Source organism: Marinobacter sp. MBR-105, assembly GCF_053628895.1.
On record NZ_JBRJHG010000021.1, the window covers coordinates 15,509 to 29,729 of the forward strand.

The window sequence follows — 14,221 nt, forward strand, 5'->3', positions numbered from 1 at the left end:
CACAGCTCACTTTTCGTTTTGACACCGTTCACGGTTTAGACAATCCCTTCGCCTCTCTCCGCTTTGAACAAAAACGGTGCCGCGACAAGCAATGACCCGCGGCACCCTCTCCCCGTCTAATAACGCTGCACTCATACGTGAACACGTATGGCAAAGGGATCTTTGCAAGTCCGATTGAGCAGTCCTTATCGGTGTTGTCTGCAACCCACTACAACAAATAACGACGTACAGAGGACGAACTCATGAAACTCAGGAACCTCAATACGAGTGTCCGCAAGCTCGGCCCCGCGATTGCCGCGGCGGCTTTGATGGCGGGGGGCGCAGGTAATGCGTCTGCCGAGCAGGTTTCCCTGGAACTGGCCTTTGAATGCCCGTTCCCACTGATCGGCACCCAACCCATTCGCGCCCAGATCAGCGCCGACATACCGCCGGTCGCTACCGTTGGACAACCCACACCGCAGTTTCAGGTTGACGCCATTACCGTCGTTAATGACGACGCGCGCACTGGTCTGAAGCTGGTCAATTCCGAGACCCTCGAGGGGGTTGCCACCAGCATCAACGAAATCGTGACGGTCAACCGCACGTTTGACCAGATCGTAAAGCTGGACATTCCGCCAACCAACATTCCGTCCGAGACCGGAGAGTTTAACGTTCCCGCTGCAGGCACGGCTCCCGAGGTACTGTTCACCGATGAGGATATCGGTGAGGCTGAGATTCGCGTCGGCGCCCTGTCCCTGGATCTGATTGCTCGCACCGCCAATGGTGACATAGCCCCGGCGCCCATCGGCGAGATCACCACAGACTGCGTGCAGCTGCCAGACCAGGACAACCTGCTCCAGACCGTTCTCGTCGAAGGCGATACGGTTGAGGCGCCCCGCATTAATGTCGGCGTTGAGGAGCTGGCCTTTGGCAACGTTCAGGCCGGCCTGACCGCTACGCAAACCGTTACCATCTCCAACACCGGCAATTCGGATCTGGGCATCAATGGCATCTCCATTGGTGGCACAGATTCCACAGTGTTCACACAAACCAATAGCTGTACCACCATTGCACCCAGTGCCTCCTGTGATGTCGACGTAACGTTCGCACCGTCCACGGAAGGAACCCGCAACGCTACTCTGATCATCCAGTCTACCGACGCCGAAACACCGTCTGTGGACGTTGGGCTGACCGGCCGTGGAGTCCTGGCACCGGTTCCCGAAATCGGCGTCAATCCGGAGTCCATCGACCTTGGCCGGATACTCCTCGGTGAATCCGCCAGTGCGGAAGTGACCGTATCCAACAGTGGCAACGCTGCTCTGCAGATCGACAGCATTGTACTGGAAGGCGCGAACGCGGCCGACTTCACCCAGTCGACAGACTGTACCACCGTCGCGGCCGGCGAGAGCTGCGCTGTTCAGGTAGCCTTTACCGCAGCCTCGGTAGGCGTGAGCAACGCCAACCTGGTGATCCGTTCCAGCGATTCCGAGAATCCGGAGATCCAGGTTCCGGTCACTGCCGAAGCGTATGAGCAGACCGGAAATCCGACCCTGGAACTGTTGCTGGGCCTTGAAGGCTCAACCCTGATCAAAGCTACCGGCGGCACACTGCCTCTGACTGGCAGCATTGCCACACTCCTTGATCTTGCTTCTGGCACGTTCGAAGCGGACCTGGATGTTGAGCCAACCTCTGGCAACTTCTCCATCAAACTCCTGTTCAGCAAGATCCACGCATCTGCAAACGTTGAGTTTGAACAGGCTGAAGTAACCACCGGTTCTCTGGTCGACGGCAAGCTGACGGCGAACTCTCACCTGTACGTGAAGGTGCCCAAGGTTGCCATCAAACTGTTCGGCCTGCCGGTGAAGATTGGTGGTGGCGAAGAGTGCCAGACCAGCCAGCCAGTTGATATCCAGCTCACTTCCGTTGAAGGCTCCAACTTCTCGCCTGCCACCGGCGGCACGGTAAGCGGTGTCTATGAGCTGCCGGCACTGGAGAACTGCGGCTTGCTCACAAGCTTGCTGAATCAGTTCATGACAGGCCCGGGCAACACCATCGATCTGGAGCTGACTCCAGAGTAGTAAGAACTTCCGGCAATGCCGGAGGCGGGTCCATGGCCAGCGCGGCTGGCCGTGGACCTCATACGCAGTAAAAACAAAATCAAAAAAGGAACAATGCAATGAAAAGCCTGAAAAGAAATCTGCTAGCACTGGCTATCATCGGCGCGCCGTTTGCCGCGCAGGCAGAACTTAAACCAATCGACGATGCTCAGATGGGCAGCATCACCGGTCAGGCCGGTGTCACCATCGAGCTCGAAACCAAAGTAAACATTGGTGAATTCAGATATACCGATGAAGGCTCTCTCGCCATCAAGGACATCAGCATCGGCGGTGCTGGCGCCGGCTATGAAGATGAGATGTTCAAAGACATCGAGATTGGCAGAAGCCTGGCCTTCAAGGATTACACCGACCTGATCGACAATATCAAGATCGAGATCGACGTTGCCGCGGATGGCGACGCCATCATCAACGTACTGCCAATCACCGCAGCTCCTATCGATTTTGGCGTGACAACCGGTGAATGGAGCCTGCAGGGCAACACAGACTCCACGCTGCTGGCAAGCAACTTTTCAATGAGGGGTATCTTCAACAAGGTCGGCATCACGGTGGATACCGCGACCGACAAGCTGACCCTGGACACAAAGGTCGGTATTTCCGATCTGGATATCGATGTCGACTTCCTCGCGATCGGTATTCGTGACCTGCAGCTCACCAAGAATACCTATCTCGAAAAGGTTGCTGACAAAGCAACTGGCGGCAATGGCCCGACCATTCTGGATGCCGCCGCGGATATCGTTGTGGAGGTCTATAAAGACCAACGCTTCGGCAGCTCGGACGATTCCCTGGCGATTGATCTGCAGCAGTTTGACGCAGACATGAAGATTGGCCAGGTTCTGGTGGGCGGAACCAGCATCGGTTCCCTGACACTGGACAACCTCTCTGTGCAGAACACCCGCATGAGAATCTACGGTCACCAGTAATGCACCGAGGGCCCGTTCCGGGCCCTCACTCTGCCAACCCGGCGGCGCGTTTCATTTCCAGATCCAGATCGTTCTCTGCCAAAGGCTCTGAACTGATCAATTCAATCCGCGATTGTTCTCCCGGCTCACAGGGCTGAACGGTCAACGCACCTTCCACCTGATTGATCACGCGCCAACCATCCAGGGTATGCACGACGGCCTTGAACCGCACCAGGCGTTCGTCCATCGCCGTTGCCAGTAGAGACGCCTCAGAGAATTGAATTTCCGGGTGGATGCGCCAGCCCAGGCTGTAATGCCCCTGACCACGGTTGGGCATCCACTGCCATGGCTGCTCGTCCAGAGACGGTGCCGGGGGGCGAAGATCAAGTGCAGCACGCTGTTGATGGGCAGCCGGGCTGGATACCGGCTGACGCTCCATCTCACCGTCCAGCCACCCGGGCGCCAAATGCCCCTGGCTTGTCGTGTAAACGGCACGCTTCGTCAGGGGCAGCGTGGCAACCCAGTCTTCAAACGCCGAGAGTTGCTGTGCCGTGCACAGATCCGATTTGTTGGCGACCAGAATATCGGCAGCTTCGATCTGATCCCGGAACTGCACATTCTCAAGCACCTTCGGGTTCTCGAGCTTGCGTGGATCCACCAGAGTAATCACCGGCCCCAACGCCAGGACATCCTGATAATGCTCTCCGGTCAGGGTATCGAGAATCTGGGAAGGATGACCAAGGCCCGTGGGCTCAATCAGCAGACGATCCGGCTTGGCTCTGGCAATCAGCTGGTTCAGGCCGATCTGCATGGGCAGCCCCGCGACGCAGCACATGCAGCCACCCGGCACCTCGCGCACCACCGCCCCCTCGGTCTCCAGGATGGCACCATCAATGCCCACCTCGCCGAACTCGTTCACCAGTACCGCCCAGGTTTCCCCTTCCGGCTTCTGGCGTAGCAGGTCCAGAATGGCAGTGGTTTTGCCAACGCCAAGAAACCCCAGAATCAGGTTGGTGGGAATCGGTCGGGAAATGCTGGACATAATTCGGGCCTCAAAAACGTTATACTATAACAACATTGACCAGACCGGGCTACGCCCGACTAAGGAGGAGTTAATGCCAAGACTGTTCTTCGGGCTGGAAATTCCTGAGTCGATCAAGACCAGCGTCTTAACGGTAAAAACTGACATTAAAGGTGCCCGCTGGCAAAGCGAAGCCCAGCTTCACCTAACCCTGGCGTTTCTGGGAGAGGTGGAGAGCGAACAGGTTACCCAGGCTCGGGATAACGCCAGAAAGGTGGCCCATACGCCTTTTGAGCTGGAAGCCGCCGGGCTGGGTTGCTTCGGCAAGGAGGAGAGCCCGAAAATCCTATGGGCGGGGGTCTCCCCCGAGGCAGAACTGAGGGGACTGCAACGCACCCTTGCCCAAAGGCTCATCAACGACGGCTTCACTCTGCAGAATCCTTCATTCAAACCTCACATCACACTGAGCCGCTTTCGGGCTGGCGCGGGCTCGGTGGCCGAGCTGATCGAGCGTTATCGGAGCACCCGGTTTGGCAGTTGGTCGGTTCAGGAGTTTGCGCTGTTTGAAAGTACTCCAGGCCAGAGCGGCTCTGTCTATACCGTGCTGGAACGCTATCCGTTAAACGCCTGAAGCTTCAGGATTGCTCAAGTCGGTTTGCCTCGTAGTCCTCAATCAAGGCTCTGGCGAGAACCCAGTCCTCGTCAGCCACATGCACGTTGGTAAAGCCGGCAGCGCCGATTTCGCCCAGTGCACCCTGCAGGTAATGCCCGCCAACGTGCGCCTCTATGTGATTGGCCCTCAGCAGGCCAGCTATGATGTGAGCTTCGGTAATATCCCGGGCCCGATAGGCTATTTGCAAAACGGCGCACTCCTATATGCTTAACGCTGTTTCGACTATAGTCGTCCACATGCCCTGTGTCTCGCGCCCCAAGGATTGTCCATGCTCTGGTTTCTGCTCGCTGTCGTTACTCTTGTTGTCCTGATCACACTGCTGATCTTCCGGGTAAAGGATCTTTCCGAGTACGACGGCCAGGACTGGGTTATCAAGGAAGTTGCTCCAAACCCGGCTCATGATGAGGTCATCGAACGCATCAAGGACATGGGGCGCGCCTCCCGCGGACTGAAGGGCAAAGCCCGGCTGATCGCCCTCCGCAACCATCTGGACAGCCTGGGTGAAGGCGTGGATATCGAATCGGACATCCGGCATCAGGATCATCCACGTGGCGAATGGATATTGGCGCCCGGGGCCGATTCCCGCCGACGTGTGCTCTATATTCACGGCGGTGCCTGGGCTGCTGGCAGCCCTCGCAGTCACCGGGCGATTACCGACCGTTTTTCCCGGATTGCCAATGCTGCCGTTTTTGCGGTTGATTACCGGCTCATGCCCGAACACCGGTTCATGGATGGCATTCGGGACTGCCGCCAGGCCTATGCATGGCTGCTGAATCATGGCCCGGACGGCGAAGCGCCCGTCGACTTTATGGTGGTTGCCGGAGACTCGGCGGGCGGCAGCCATACCCTGTCACTGCTGGCGTGGATTCGCGACAATGGCCTGCGGCAGGCCGATGCCGCCGTTGCCCTGTCACCCTCCACGGATCTCACGCTGACGGCGCCTAGCAATCGCGAGAATATTCGCACGGACCCACTCCTGGGCCCGGTGTTTGGTGGTTTGTCCAAAATCCCGCTGCCCGTGTTGTGGTGGGGAACACTTGCCGCGTTCAGACTCTCTCCCACCAACCCGGTTGCATCACCTCTGCGGGGTGAGCTTAACAAGCTGCCACCCGTGCTTATCCACGCAAGCACCACGGAAATGCTGCTGGACAACGCCACGCGTTACGCCGCCAAGGCAAAAGCCCAGGGTTCACCGGTGGAGCTTCACACCTGGCAGAACATGGTGCATGTATGGCACATCTTCACGCCACTGCTGCCTGAGGCAGACGAGGCATTCGACGACATCGCGGCTTTTCTGAAGAAAGTGGAACAACCTTAGTGGGCTGGTGCCGGCATTACTCTGCCGGCTTTCGCCTGACGTACAGCACCTTATGGACTCGGGCAACGACCGTTCCTGCCTCGTCCACAACGTCGACATACCACTCCGGCAGGTACTTGTCGCCATCAGCGGTGGCTTCGCGTATTTCCTCGAGACGCGCATCGGTCAGCTCGAAGCGGGCCTTTACCACGCCCTTGCCGGGGCGGATAAAATCAATACTCGCGGACTTGTCCCACACGATGTAATCGTTGCCCAGTCGGCGCATCAGTAACAGCATATACATTGGGTCAACCATGCTGTAGAGAGATCCGCCGAAGTGCGTGCCCACGTAGTTGGTGTTGTACCAGTGCTGACGCATTTCCACCGTTGCAGAGCTGAAGTCATCAGCAATGTGAGTGACTTTAATACCTGCCCCCAGGTAAGGGGCGAAAGTAGAGAGCACTCTGCGCAGGGCGCCGGCACTGGCAAACCAGCGGCGAATGGTTGAATTCATAGGAACATCCAAACGGTTGAGAATCAGCCTGAAAACTGTGTAGCTGGCTATCCTCTTACAGCCACACTGCATTTTCAACGAAAATTCATACGACCGTTTGAATTATTTAGACTGGAAACATCAAGGTTTCACATTGAACCACTGGGGATAGTTCAGCAGGCAGTACAGTGCGAGCATGTCATAAACCGCATGCCAGACCATCACCATGGGCAAGCTGCCCCATACCAGGTAAGCGCCACCAAGAATCAGGCCCAGACACGTCGCTACCAGAAAATAGGTAAACGACACATAGTGCACCAACCCGAACAACACAGAGGCCGCCAGTAAGGCTGTCCAGGGCCCGGTGTGCTGCATTAGCCAGCCCTGCACTGCACCACGAAACAACAGTTCTTCCCCCACCCCGGCGAGCAGGCACAAGGTCAGCAATACCGGCCAGCGATAACTCGCCGCGAAACGGTAAAGGGCCTGCATTTGCGAACCAAGATCATCAGGGAACAGCCAGGAGAGCTGAGTCAGCAGCAATAGCACAAGGTAGGTGGTGCCAGCGCCCAGGATCCCATACAGCAGGATTTTCAGCAGATTCAGGCCGTTCAGCATTAACGGAATATCGAACAGCCAGATCGCGATCCAGCCTACCAAACCAATACCGCCCTGAAACAACAGGGCGGCGGTGATGGATAGTTTGGCGCGACCTTGGGCCATAACTCAGTTTTCGAACAGGCCCTTGACCGGGAACAGATCGTCGTAGGCGGGCGCCTGCTTCTGGGCCTTGGCCTGGAAGGATTTCATCATGTCCGTAGGGCGGAACATGCCGGACTGCCATGTGGCCATGTAGCGGAGGCTGTCTTCTACGCTGTGATCGCGGCTGAAGTTGATCATTTCTTTACAGCCGGTCACCGCCAGCGGCGAATTGGCAGCGATCTGGGCGGCAATGGACATCACGCCCTCAAGCATCGCTTCCTGAGTCTCGTATACCGAGTTCACGAAACCCAGGCGATGGGCTTCTTCAGCACCGAATTTGCGGCCCGTATAAGCCAGCTCACGCACCACGCCCTCAGGCATCAGTTTAGGCAGCCGCTGCAGCGTGCCCACATCAGCTGTCATGCCCAGCTCGGTTTCCTTGATTGTGAAATAGGCATCGGAGGTGCAATACCGGCTGTCAGCAGCGCACACCAGGTCCAGAGCCCCACCAATACAGCCCCCGTGCACGGCAGCCAGCACCGGCAGACGTACTTTCTCCAGAGAGCTCAGAGTATCCTGCAGCTGCAGTACGACTCTTCGCAGGTTCTCCGCCATACGGCCAGGGTCACCACTCATGGGCACGGATTTCGGATCCGAGAACACGCCCAGATCCATGCCTGCGGAAAAGTGCTTTCCGGTCGAGGAGATCACAATCACCCGGGCATCGGTATTAGCTTCAATGTCCTGAACGCAGCGCGGCAGCTCCAGCCAGAATGCCTTGTTCATGGTATTCAGCGCCTCGGGGCGACTGAACTGAACGTGGGCGATGTGGTCTTTTACTTCAATATTGAAACTTTCGTAGTTGGCGAGTTCAGACATGATGGATCCCGTATCATCTGAGAGCATGGTTTCGTATTATTAGGGTGCACATTACCGCGAAACGAGGCACGATGGAATTCACTTTCCTTGGCACATCGGCCGGAACACCAACCCGGTCACGCAACGTCACCGGCCTGGCGCTTTGCCTGTCGGGGCCCAAACCCTGGTATCTGGTGGACTGCGGTGAAGGCACCCAGCACCAGCTGATGCGCACACGGTATTCGGTGATGCAGTTGCGCGCCATGTTCATCACCCACATCCATGGTGACCACATCTTCGGGCTACCGGGCTTGCTTACCAGCGCTTCCATGCTGGGTCGCACCGAGCCTCTGGACATCATTGCGCCGCCACAGGTACGCCGGTTTATCGATGCGGTCATCGAAAACAGTGACTCCAGCCTGAGTTATCCGTTGAACTTCATCAACTCGGAAGCTCCGGGTTTTTACTGGCAGGATGACCATTTGGGTGTTACCAACGTGGCGCTTTCACACCGGGTACCATGCCGGGCCTACGTATTCACAGAGCGCAACCTGGAACGTCAGCTGCAAAAGGAGAAACTGGTTGCTGATGGCATAGAGCCTGGCCCTCAATGGGGCGACCTGCAGAAAGGCAAAGATGTTCTACTGGATGATGGGCGCCTGCTGCGTAGCGACGATTACACTCACATTCCCAGAACCGCGCGAAAAATCATTGTCGGCGGTGACAACGACACCCCGGAACTGCTGAAAGATGCCTGCCAAGGCACCCACGTCCTGATTCACGAGGCCACCTACACCCAGGATGTCGCAGACCGGGTTGGCCCCTGGCCCCAACACAGCTCGGCGCAGCAGGTGGCCCGGTTCGCACAGGCAACGAAGCTGCCCAATCTGGTACTCACCCACTTCAGCTCCCGCTACCAATCGGCTCCGGGTGGCACACCGCACATCAATCAGCTCGCCGCCGAGGCGTTGCAGCATTACACGGGCCACCTTTTCCTGGCCCGGGATTTTGACACCTACCGTCTGGAGAAAGACTTCCAGCTACACAAAGTTGATCACAGCTAATCAGTCGCTATTCTGGCCTAACGGCAGTACCACCCATTCAGGGTCTTCAAATTCACCCAAAGGCCGGATCTCAACAAACGGAGCGGCGCTTTTAATGATTTCCGCGATCCTCGGGTCCTTCCGGGCATCCATGGCATCGCGGTCGGCCTTGCTGTCCCAGCTGGCGATAGCGATCAACTTGTTCGGCTCACCAATCTTTCGGTGTAGTTCGGTACCACGGGCACCGGGCGCCTGCTGAATCAGCTCACTGGCCCGGACCCAGGCATCGGCATACTCCTCGGCAGAGTGCCCGTCTTTCACCGTGACCTCGAAAATATACTTCATCGCATCCTCCCGATTTGCAGCATCCTGAGGTCATGGTCCAGACTTGAAGAGTACAGATCAAATTCTGACCACAGGAGACGGACGCATGTATCAGAAAATACTGGTTCCCGTCGATCTTGCCCATCTCGACAAGATACCCAAAACCCTGAACACCGCCATCGACATGGCCAAACACTACCAGGCCAGCCTGTGCTACGTGACAGTCACCAACAGTACCCCGGGAGCCGCGGCCCACAACCCGAAGGAACTGGCAGACAAACTCACGGAGTTTGCCGAGGAACAGGGTAAGAGCCACGGCATTCAGACCGAATCCAGGGTGCTGGAATCGGTCGATACCGCCGTTGAGCTGGATAAAATACTACTGGGCGCGATCAAGGATACCAAGGCCGATCTGGTAATCATGGCCTCCCATGCACCGGGCCTCGGCGACACCCTGCACCTTTTGCGGTCTAACGGGGCAGAAATCGTCAAACACAGCGACATTTCGGTGTTCGTGGTTCGCTGAGCCTTGCGGTAGACTGGCCGGACATTCACAGGGAAGTCACCAATGTCCGCACCGCTTGTTTTTGCTGTTATCGCCAGTGCCCTGATTGGCGGCTCGCTGTTCTATTTGTTTTTCTACCGCAACTGGCGACGCCAACGCGAACTGCAACAACCGTTTCCTGCGCAATGGAGACAACACCTCCAGAGCAGTGTCCCCCTCTACAACCGGCTCGCCGACAGCCACAAAACCCGGCTGGAGAATCTGGTGCAGCTCTTTATCTCGGAGAAGGAATTCTACGAATGTGCCGGTTTTGAAATCGATGACCGGGTGCGAGTGACCATTGCCGGCCATGCTTGCCTTTTACTGCTTGAACGCGGGTTTTACGAATACGATGACGTCAAAAGCATCCTGGTCTATCCCGATATCTACCGAGTAAAGGACACCGAAAGCGATGGCCTGGTGGTCAGCGCCAGTGACGAAACCCGGGCCGGAGAGGCCTGGTCCCACGGCCGGGTGATTCTGGCCTGGAGCCAGTGTGAACAAGCCAGCGCCAATCCTCATGGCCCGCACAATGTGATTCTCCATGAATTCGCCCATCAGCTGGACTACCTGGATGGCACCGCGGACGGCGCGCCACCACTGAGTGGCGATGAGGCGGCGCACTGGCAGAAAACCATGACCGAAGCCTGGGACCACCTGCAGCATCGACTGGAACACCACCACAAACCCTGGCTTGACCCCTACGGCGCCACCGAACCAGCCGAGTTTTTCGCGGTGCTGACCGAGGCCTTCTATCAACAACCGCAGCACTTGAAACGTGAACAACCTGACGTCTACGCTGCCCTGTGCCGTTTTTACCGGATCGACCCGGAGCACATGCGTGCCTGCCTGCCTTGATGATCAGCCGCCTGGGCCGTTTCCCTTGACGCCGAGACGATCCAGGTACAGATGCAGCTCTTCCTCGCTGATATTCACGTATTCCAGTACCCGGCCATAGAGCATCACGGTAGGTACATTACGCCCGCCCAATTCCTTCTGGGTCTCGCTCAGGACGTAAAGTATCGTCCGTTCCGTTTTTGTGAGACCATCCCGCGCATCGGGGATCACCTCGTCTATTCCGCGTAAACTGCTCATATTTCTGAATCCGGTAAGCTGCCCATGGAAATCAAAGTCAATTATCTCGACAACCTGAGGCTTGAGGCCAAGTTTGACGATTTCACCGTCATCTCAGACCAGCCCGTCCGCTACAAAGGCGATGGCTCGGCGCCCGGCCCGTTTGACTACTTCCTGGCCTCATCTGCCATGTGCGCGGCTTACTTCGTAAAGGTTTACTGCAACGCCCGGGATATTCCCACAGACAACATCCGCCTGTCGCAGAACAACATTGTAGACCCGGAAAACCGCTACAAGCAGATTTTCAAGATTCAGGTGGAACTGCCGGAAGACATTTCGGACAAGGACCGCCAGGGCATCATCCGCTCCATCGACCGTTGCACCGTGAAAAAAGTGGTGCAAACCGGCCCGGATTTCCAGATTGAAGTGGTGGAAAACCTGGACGAAGACGCCCAGGCCCTGCTCACCGCCGCCCCGGGCGGCGACGGCAACACCTATATCGAGGGCAAGGATCTGCCGCTGGAGCAGACCATTGCCAACATGACCGGCATCCTCTCGGATCTCGGCATGAAGATCGAGATTGCCTCCTGGCGCAACATCGTGCCCCACGTGTGGTCTCTGCACGTGCGCGACACCGCGGCCCACATGTGCTTCACCAACGGCAAGGGTGCCACCAAGGAAGCCGCCCTGTGTTCGGCCCTGGGTGAGTTTATAGAGCGGCTGAACTGCAACTTCTTCTACAACGACCAGTACTTCGGCCAGGACATCGCCAACAGCGAGTTCGTGCACTACCCGAACGAAAAATGGTTCCAGCCAGGCCCGGAAGGCGAGTTGCCGGACGGCATTCTGGATGACTACTGCCTGAAGATTTTCAATCCGGACGGCGAACTGCTGGGCACGCACCTGTTTGACACCAACTCGGGCACGCCCGAGCGTGGTATCTGCAGCATTCCGTATGTGCGTCAGTCAGACGGAGAGACCGTTTACTTCCCCTCCAACCTGATCGAGAACCTGTACCTGAGCAACGGCATGAGCGCCGGTAATACCCTTCAGGAAGCGCAGGTACAGTGCCTGTCAGAAATCTTCGAACGGGCAGTCAAGAAAGAGATCATTGAGAACGAAATCGCCCTGCCGGATGTTCCCGAGAGCGTGCTGGCCAAGTACCCGGAGATTGTCGAAGGTATAAAAGCCCTGGAAGAACAGGGCTTTCCGGTACTGGTGAAAGATGCCTCCCTGGGCGGTCAGTTCCCGGTGATGTGTGTCACCCTGATGAATCCGAAAACCGGCGGTGTGTTTGCTTCCTTCGGTGCACACCCCAGCTTCCACGTTGCCCTGGAACGCAGTCTGACCGAGCTGCTGCAGGGTCGCAGCTTTGAAGGTCTGAACGACCTGCCGGCGCCCACCTTCAACTCCATGGCGGTGACCGAACCCAATAACTACGTTGAACACTTTATCGATTCCAGTGGTGTGGTGTCCTGGCGGTTCTTCAGCGCCAAATCCGACTACGATTTTGTGGAATGGGATTTTTCCGGCAGCAACGAAGAAGAAGCCGACACCCTGTTCGGCATCCTCGCGGACATGGGCAAGGAATGCTACATGGCGGTGTTCGAAGACCTCGGCGCTCCGGTCTGTCGAATCCTGGTGCCGGGCTATTCCGAGGTGTATCCGGTGGAAGACCTGGTGTGGGACAACACCAACATGGCCCTGGAATTCCGCGAAGACATCCTCAACCTGCACCGTTTGAGTGAAGAAGAACTGGCCGATCTGGTACAGCGCCTGGAAGAGGCCGAGCTGGATGTGTACATGACCATCGTCACCCTCACCGGCATCGAATTCGATGAAAACACCGTGTGGGGCCAGCTCACCATTCTGGAACTGAAACTGCTGATCTACCTGGCATTGGGCGAGCTTGAAGAGGCCCAGGAGCTGGTGGAGATGTTCCTGCAATTCAATGACAACACCGTTGAGCGCGGCCTGTTCTATCAGGCCATGAACGCGGCTCTGGAAGCCACGTTGAACGAAGAACTGGAACTGGACGACTACCTGTACAACTTCCGCCGGATGTTTGGTGACGAGGTAATGGATGCCGTAGTGGGCTCGATTAACGGTACGGTCCGCTTCTTTGGCCTGGAAGAAACCGGCATGGACCTGCGCGGGCTGGACCGGCACCTGAAGATGATCGAGAGCTACAAGAAGCTGCACGCGGCCAGGGCCCGCAAAGCCGGGCTGTCAGCCTAACCGGCGGGCGCCGGCTCGCCGGTGTGGATCACCCGCTTGCCGATCACCCGGATAGCCTCAGGCCGGCAGGTTGCGCGAAACGGGGTCTTGCCGGCCACGTCGCCATCCACCGTTACCGTCTTGGCGCGGGTGGTTTCTACGTGGCACCACTTGCCCTTGATCTGGATCACGGTGCTGGTCCGGCGCGGCGTCTTGCGGTTCAGGCGCACCATCAAAAATGCAAGTAACAGCTGCGGCAACGGGCGCGGTTTAACGGCAATGACATCCAGCAAACCATCGTTCGCAGAGGCCTCCGGTATTTCATGGCCGCCACCGAAATAGGCCCCCGTGGCAACGGCAATCGATAGCCAACGACCACCCAGATTAGAACGATCAGTACGTATATGGGCGTGGAATCCCCGCTGGGCGCCCAGTTGTCGGAACAGTGTGGCCATGTAACTGAACTTTCCAAGAAACCTTTTGGTGGGTGAACTGGCCTGGCGTGAAGGCAAAGTGCCCAGGCCAATGTGGGCCACGTTGAGATAGATGCGGTCATCAAACTCCGCCACATCAATCATCTCGGTGCTACCGTCCGCCACCAGACGGGCCACCTCTGCCGGTTCAGACGGAATACCCAGGTTGCGAGCAAAATCATTAGCGGTTCCCGAGGGAAGAACCGCGAGAGTCGCGCCGGTGCGCAGGCAAAGACCGGCCACACCGTTCACAGTGCCATCCCCACCCGCGGCCAACAGTACGTCGTTGCCAGTCACCAGGCGCAGCCACTGTTCAGCCTCATCCAGCCTGCACTCGGTTACGTTCTCGATGCCCTGCTCGCGCAGATAGGGCAACCAGAAATCCGCATCCCGGCAGCCATCACCGGAACCGGGGCTATCCACCAGCCAATACGCCATACCATTCCCTCTGGAGAAAGAAACTGTCCCCTTCATTTGATAGCATGGCTGATCGATTTCTTCATGCAG

Annotated in this window: 16 protein-coding genes; 8 read left to right on the forward strand and 8 right to left on the reverse strand. The window is 57.4% G+C overall.

Going from position 1 to position 14,221, the window contains the following annotated elements; all coding sequences use genetic code 11:
* The first annotated feature begins 242 nt into the window (after positions 1 to 242).
* Positions 243 to 2,057, forward strand: a complete 1,815-nt coding sequence (locus tag ACSSVV_RS18925; protein WP_022992932.1) for a choice-of-anchor D domain-containing protein — start codon at positions 243 to 245, stop codon at positions 2,055 to 2,057.
* A gap of 98 nt (positions 2,058 to 2,155) precedes the next feature.
* Positions 2,156 to 3,016, forward strand: a complete 861-nt coding sequence (locus ACSSVV_RS18930; RefSeq protein WP_011785631.1) for a DUF6160 family protein — start codon at positions 2,156 to 2,158, stop codon at positions 3,014 to 3,016.
* A gap of 25 nt (positions 3,017 to 3,041) precedes the next feature.
* Here ACSSVV_RS18930 and ACSSVV_RS18935 read toward each other — a convergent pair whose 3' ends face one another.
* Entirely contained in the window at positions 3,042 to 4,037 is a 996-nt protein-coding gene (locus ACSSVV_RS18935; protein ID WP_022992933.1) for a CobW family GTP-binding protein, read from the reverse strand.
* 73 nt (positions 4,038 to 4,110) lie between these two features.
* Between ACSSVV_RS18935 and thpR the strand changes: the two genes are divergently transcribed.
* On the forward strand, positions 4,111 to 4,647 hold the full coding sequence (gene thpR, locus ACSSVV_RS18940; RefSeq protein ID WP_022992934.1) for an RNA 2',3'-cyclic phosphodiesterase: 537 nt from the start codon (positions 4,111 to 4,113) through the stop codon (positions 4,645 to 4,647).
* Between the two features lie 4 nt (positions 4,648 to 4,651).
* Here thpR and ACSSVV_RS18945 read toward each other — a convergent pair whose 3' ends face one another.
* Entirely contained in the window at positions 4,652 to 4,876 is a 225-nt protein-coding gene (locus tag ACSSVV_RS18945; protein ID WP_011785634.1) for a putative signal transducing protein, read from the reverse strand.
* A gap of 81 nt (positions 4,877 to 4,957) precedes the next feature.
* Between ACSSVV_RS18945 and ACSSVV_RS18950 the strand changes: the two genes are divergently transcribed.
* Positions 4,958 to 6,007 (forward strand): alpha/beta hydrolase, encoded by a 1,050-nt coding sequence (locus tag ACSSVV_RS18950; protein ID WP_022992935.1) that lies wholly within the window; start codon positions 4,958 to 4,960, stop codon positions 6,005 to 6,007.
* Between the two features lie 16 nt (positions 6,008 to 6,023).
* Here the strand turns inward: ACSSVV_RS18950 and ACSSVV_RS18955 are convergent, their stop codons facing one another.
* The 3 genes from ACSSVV_RS18955 to ACSSVV_RS18965 form a co-directional block, all read right to left on the reverse strand.
* Entirely contained in the window at positions 6,024 to 6,500 is a 477-nt protein-coding gene (locus ACSSVV_RS18955; RefSeq protein WP_022992936.1) for a DUF4442 domain-containing protein, read from the reverse strand.
* 120 nt (positions 6,501 to 6,620) lie between these two features.
* Positions 6,621 to 7,202 carry a CPBP family intramembrane glutamic endopeptidase gene (locus tag ACSSVV_RS18960; protein WP_454106745.1) on the reverse strand — a complete coding sequence of 194 codons (582 nt, stop codon included), beginning with the start codon at positions 7,200 to 7,202 and terminating at the stop codon, positions 6,621 to 6,623.
* Positions 7,203 to 7,205: 3 nt separating this feature from the next.
* Positions 7,206 to 8,060, reverse strand: a complete 855-nt coding sequence (locus tag ACSSVV_RS18965; protein WP_011785638.1) for a crotonase/enoyl-CoA hydratase family protein — start codon at positions 8,058 to 8,060, stop codon at positions 7,206 to 7,208.
* 71 nt (positions 8,061 to 8,131) lie between these two features.
* Here ACSSVV_RS18965 and ACSSVV_RS18970 point away from each other — a divergent pair, with 71 nt between their 5' ends.
* Positions 8,132 to 9,103: a ribonuclease Z gene (locus tag ACSSVV_RS18970; RefSeq protein ID WP_454106746.1), complete on the forward strand. Its 972-nt coding sequence runs from the start codon at positions 8,132 to 8,134 to the stop codon at positions 9,101 to 9,103.
* Here the strand turns inward: ACSSVV_RS18970 and ACSSVV_RS18975 are convergent, their stop codons facing one another.
* Entirely contained in the window at positions 9,104 to 9,427 is a 324-nt protein-coding gene (locus tag ACSSVV_RS18975; protein ID WP_454106747.1) for an antibiotic biosynthesis monooxygenase family protein, read from the reverse strand.
* An 85-nt stretch (positions 9,428 to 9,512) separates the two neighbouring features.
* Here ACSSVV_RS18975 and ACSSVV_RS18980 point away from each other — a divergent pair, with 85 nt between their 5' ends.
* Together ACSSVV_RS18980 and ACSSVV_RS18985 are read left to right on the forward strand one after the other, a co-directional pair.
* The gene (locus tag ACSSVV_RS18980; protein WP_011785641.1) at positions 9,513 to 9,932 is read left to right on the forward strand and encodes a universal stress protein; all 420 of its coding nucleotides are present in this window, start codon (positions 9,513 to 9,515) and stop codon (positions 9,930 to 9,932) included.
* A 42-nt stretch (positions 9,933 to 9,974) separates the two neighbouring features.
* Entirely contained in the window at positions 9,975 to 10,808 is an 834-nt protein-coding gene (locus ACSSVV_RS18985) for a M90 family metallopeptidase (protein WP_022992940.1), read from the forward strand.
* A 3-nt stretch (positions 10,809 to 10,811) separates the two neighbouring features.
* Here ACSSVV_RS18985 and ACSSVV_RS18990 read toward each other — a convergent pair whose 3' ends face one another.
* Positions 10,812 to 11,045 carry a hypothetical protein gene (locus ACSSVV_RS18990; protein ID WP_011785643.1) on the reverse strand — a complete coding sequence of 78 codons (234 nt, stop codon included), beginning with the start codon at positions 11,043 to 11,045 and terminating at the stop codon, positions 10,812 to 10,814.
* Positions 11,046 to 11,069: 24 nt separating this feature from the next.
* On the opposite strand from ACSSVV_RS18990, the gene ACSSVV_RS18995 reads away from it, so the two are divergent.
* Positions 11,070 to 13,262, forward strand: coding sequence for an OsmC domain/YcaO domain-containing protein (locus ACSSVV_RS18995; RefSeq protein ID WP_454106748.1), 2,193 nt, complete (start codon positions 11,070 to 11,072; stop codon positions 13,260 to 13,262).
* Here the strand turns inward: ACSSVV_RS18995 and ACSSVV_RS19000 are convergent.
* Complete coding sequence (locus ACSSVV_RS19000) at positions 13,259 to 14,152, reverse strand: diacylglycerol/lipid kinase family protein (protein ID WP_014420826.1); 894 nt, start codon at positions 14,150 to 14,152, stop codon at positions 13,259 to 13,261. The two genes, ACSSVV_RS18995 and ACSSVV_RS19000, sit on opposite strands and share 4 nt — an antisense overlap.
* Positions 14,153 to 14,221 lie beyond the last annotated feature (69 nt).

Excerpts from the sequence above, each read along its gene's own strand:
- ACSSVV_RS18985 (WP_022992940.1), top strand. The coding sequence starts at position 9,975 with ATGTCCGCACCGCTTGTTTTTGCTGTTATCGCCAGTGCCCTGATTGGC.
- ACSSVV_RS18925 (WP_022992932.1), top strand. The coding sequence starts at position 243 with ATGAAACTCAGGAACCTCAATACGAGTGTCCGCAAGCTCGGCCCCGCG.
- thpR (WP_022992934.1), top strand. The coding sequence starts at position 4,111 with ATGCCAAGACTGTTCTTCGGGCTGGAAATTCCTGAGTCGATCAAGACC.
- ACSSVV_RS19000 (WP_014420826.1), bottom strand. The coding sequence starts at position 14,152 with ATGGCGTATTGGCTGGTGGATAGCCCCGGTTCCGGTGATGGCTGCCGG.
- ACSSVV_RS18965 (WP_011785638.1), bottom strand. The coding sequence starts at position 8,060 with ATGTCTGAACTCGCCAACTACGAAAGTTTCAATATTGAAGTAAAAGAC.
- ACSSVV_RS18960 (WP_454106745.1), bottom strand. The coding sequence starts at position 7,202 with ATGGCCCAAGGTCGCGCCAAACTATCCATCACCGCCGCCCTGTTGTTT.
- ACSSVV_RS18980 (WP_011785641.1), top strand. The coding sequence starts at position 9,513 with ATGTATCAGAAAATACTGGTTCCCGTCGATCTTGCCCATCTCGACAAG.
- ACSSVV_RS18995 (WP_454106748.1), top strand. The coding sequence starts at position 11,070 with ATGGAAATCAAAGTCAATTATCTCGACAACCTGAGGCTTGAGGCCAAG.
- ACSSVV_RS18930 (WP_011785631.1), top strand. The coding sequence starts at position 2,156 with ATGAAAAGCCTGAAAAGAAATCTGCTAGCACTGGCTATCATCGGCGCG.
- ACSSVV_RS18970 (WP_454106746.1), top strand. The coding sequence starts at position 8,132 with ATGGAATTCACTTTCCTTGGCACATCGGCCGGAACACCAACCCGGTCA.
- ACSSVV_RS18975 (WP_454106747.1), bottom strand. The coding sequence starts at position 9,427 with ATGAAGTATATTTTCGAGGTCACGGTGAAAGACGGGCACTCTGCCGAG.
- ACSSVV_RS18955 (WP_022992936.1), bottom strand. The coding sequence starts at position 6,500 with ATGAATTCAACCATTCGCCGCTGGTTTGCCAGTGCCGGCGCCCTGCGC.
- ACSSVV_RS18950 (WP_022992935.1), top strand. The coding sequence starts at position 4,958 with ATGCTCTGGTTTCTGCTCGCTGTCGTTACTCTTGTTGTCCTGATCACA.
- ACSSVV_RS18990 (WP_011785643.1), bottom strand. The coding sequence starts at position 11,045 with ATGAGCAGTTTACGCGGAATAGACGAGGTGATCCCCGATGCGCGGGAT.
- ACSSVV_RS18935 (WP_022992933.1), bottom strand. The coding sequence starts at position 4,037 with ATGTCCAGCATTTCCCGACCGATTCCCACCAACCTGATTCTGGGGTTT.